Annotated in this window: 3 protein-coding genes; 2 read left to right on the top strand and 1 reads right to left on the bottom strand. The window is 65.1% G+C overall.

The window, feature by feature from the left end; genetic code table 11:
- The first annotated feature begins 210 nt into the window (after nucleotides 1–210).
- Nucleotides 211–984 carry a response regulator transcription factor gene (locus tag A9W95_RS11355; RefSeq protein ID WP_067412235.1) on the top strand — a complete coding sequence of 258 codons (774 nt, stop codon included), beginning with the start codon at nucleotides 211–213 and terminating at the stop codon, nucleotides 982–984.
- Between the two features lie 7 nt (nucleotides 985–991).
- Entirely contained in the window at nucleotides 992–2497 is a 1506-nt protein-coding gene (locus A9W95_RS11360) for a cell wall metabolism sensor histidine kinase WalK (protein WP_067412232.1), read from the top strand.
- Here A9W95_RS11360 and A9W95_RS27235 read toward each other — a convergent pair.
- The coding region (locus tag A9W95_RS27235; RefSeq protein WP_172826604.1) for a DUF6611 family protein at nucleotides 2494–2718 on the bottom strand (225 nt) is incomplete at its 5' end. The two genes, A9W95_RS11360 and A9W95_RS27235, sit on opposite strands and share 4 nt — an antisense overlap.

The following is a 2718-nucleotide window of genomic DNA, read 5'->3' on the forward strand; positions in this document are numbered from 1 at the left end:
GGTGTGCGGCCCTTTTGCTTGCCATAGACACCCGGTGCACTGGCACAAGTCACACTCGCGCCCGGTTTGCCTGGTTAACACCGAGCACCGAGGGAATGCATACCGAGTACATAGCGCTCACTGTTCATCACCGGCCGTCAAGCGCCCGTACATTTGAGCTTTCTATGAGGTACGTGACGGCCGCATATGTGGTTGAAAGAATCATTGACCATGACTGCAATGTCCGGATATGCACGCAGCCAACGTCCGCGTCAGGCCATTCTGGGGCAGCTACCTCGGATTAACCGCGCCGACGGGTCGCCGATCCGGGTGTTGCTGGTCGACGACGAGCCGGCGCTGACGAACCTGGTGAAGATGGCGCTGCACTACGAAGGCTGGGACGTCGAGATCGCCCACAACGGGCGGGAGGCCATCGCGAAGTTCGACCGGATCAGCCCGGATGTCCTGGTGCTCGACATCATGCTGCCCGACGTCGACGGCCTGCAGATCCTGCAGCGGGTCCGGGAAGCCGACGCCTACACCCCGACACTGTTTCTGACCGCCCGCGACTCGGTCATGGACCGGGTGACGGGCTTGACCGCGGGCGCTGACGACTACATGACCAAACCCTTCAGCCTGGAAGAACTGGTCGCCCGGCTGCGGGGGTTACTGCGCCGTTCCAGTCATCTCGCCCCGCCCGCCGACGAGTCGCTCAAAGTCGGTGACCTCAAGCTCGACGCGGCCAGCCGGGAAGTCACCCGCGGTGGCACACCGATCTCGCTGTCGTCGACAGAATTCGAACTGTTGCGCTTCCTCATGCGCAATCCCCGCCGCGCGCTGAGCCGCACCGAAATCCTCGACCGTGTCTGGAATTACGACTTCGCCGGCCGCACCAGCATCGTTGACCTGTACATTTCCTACTTGAGGAAGAAAATCGACGCGGACCGCGAGCCGATGATCCACACGGTTCGCGGGATTGGGTACATGCTTCGACCACCGGAATGAGCTTGGCTTGACAGGGGACCGCAACACCCCGCGGTGGCTGCCCCGCTCGCTACGCCAGCAGTTGCTTATCGGCGTCCTGGCCGTGGTGACGCTGGTCTTGGTGGCTGTCGGTGCGGTGTCGGTGCTGAGCCTGCGTGGCTACGTGACCGCGATGAACGACGCCGAAGTCGCCGAATCCATGCATGCGTTCAGCCATGCCTACGCCAGATACCGCAACGGCGAGCACACGTCGCTGCGTGCCGGCTACCCGCCGGTGGACCAGGCGCTGCTGGAGTTCACCGGTCAGACGCCGGGCAACCTCATCGCGGTACTGCGCGACGGCGTGGTGATCGGGTCGGCCGTCTTCTCCGAGGACGAACCACAACCCGCACCACCCGATGTCGTCCGCGCCATCGAGGCCCAATCGTGGAACGACGGTCCGTCGCGCATCGAGACCCTGGGCAGCCTGGGACCGCACCAGGTCGACAGCCGCGCCGCCGGATCCGACCGGCTGATCGTCGGCGTCTCGCTGAGCCTCACCGATCAGATCATCGCCCGAAAACAGATCACCACCACGGCGCTGGTGGCCACCGCGCTGGTGGTGACCGCGGCGCTCACCATCTGGGTGGTTGGGTTGGCCCTGCGCCCGCTGAGCCGGGTGGCCGCGACCGCGGCGGAGGTCGCCGCGATGCCGCTCACCGGTGACGACCACCAGATCAGTGCGCGCGTGCGCCGCGAAGACACCGACCCGGACAACGAAGTCGGGATCGTCGGGCACACACTGAACCGGTTGCTGGACAACGTCGACAGCGCGCTGGCGCACCGCGTCGAATCCGACATGCGGATGCGGCAATTCATCACCGACGCCAGCCACGAACTGCGCACCCCGCTGGCGGCGATTCAGGGCTACGCCGAGCTGACTCGACAGGACAGTTCCGACCTGCCGCCCACCACCGAATACGCCTTGGCCCGCATCGAATCGGAGGCCCGGCGAATGGCGTCGCTGGTCGACGAACTGCTGCTGCTGTCTCGTCTGGGCGAAGGCGAGGACCTGCAGACCGAGGATCTCGACCTGACCGACGTGGTGATCAACGCGGTCAACGACGCGGCCGTCGCCGCGCCCACCCACAACTGGGTCAAGGAGCTGCCCGAAGGGCCGGTGTGGGTCAACGGCGACCACGCGCGCCTGCATCAACTGCTGAGCAACCTGCTGACCAACGCCTACGTGCACACCCCGCCCGGGGTCACGGTGACCACCGCCATCAGCTGCCACCACGGCAACGGTGAAGAGCCCTACGTCGAATTGACCGTGGCCGACGACGGACCCGACATCGATCCCGAAGTACTTCCCCACCTGTTCGATCGGTTTGTCCGGGCCAGCAAGGCGCCGTCGAACGGGTCCGGACACGGTTTGGGGCTCGCCATCGTCAGCTCCATCGTCAAGGCACACCGGGGCACGGTCACCGCCGAGTCGGCCAATGGGCTGACGGTCTTTCGTGTGCGGCTGCCGATGATCGACCAGCCGATCACCTAGCTCAGCGGAGCATGCAATGACGACTGTTGTCCCGGCTGGACGACGGTGTGTCGGCTATCGTGCAGCTCTTCCAACCGGTGATAGGCATGGCACCAGGTCGCGTTGTATTCGAAGCGCGATATCGCACCGACCGACAACATCCGATCCGCGCTGACCAGCATCTTGGTGAGCGACAACCAGTTCCGGTAGCTTGCTCGCTGCGCTTCGTCGCCGCCGTCGGG

The sequence above is a fragment of the Mycobacterium sp. 1423905.2 genome (genome assembly GCF_001673155.1).
Lineage (GTDB): Bacteria > Actinomycetota > Actinomycetes > Mycobacteriales > Mycobacteriaceae > Mycobacterium.

Coding starts and splice junctions, on each gene's coding strand:
- A9W95_RS11355 (WP_067412235.1), top strand. CDS start 211: ATGACTGCAATGTCCGGATATGCACGCAGCCAACGTCCGCGTCAGGCC.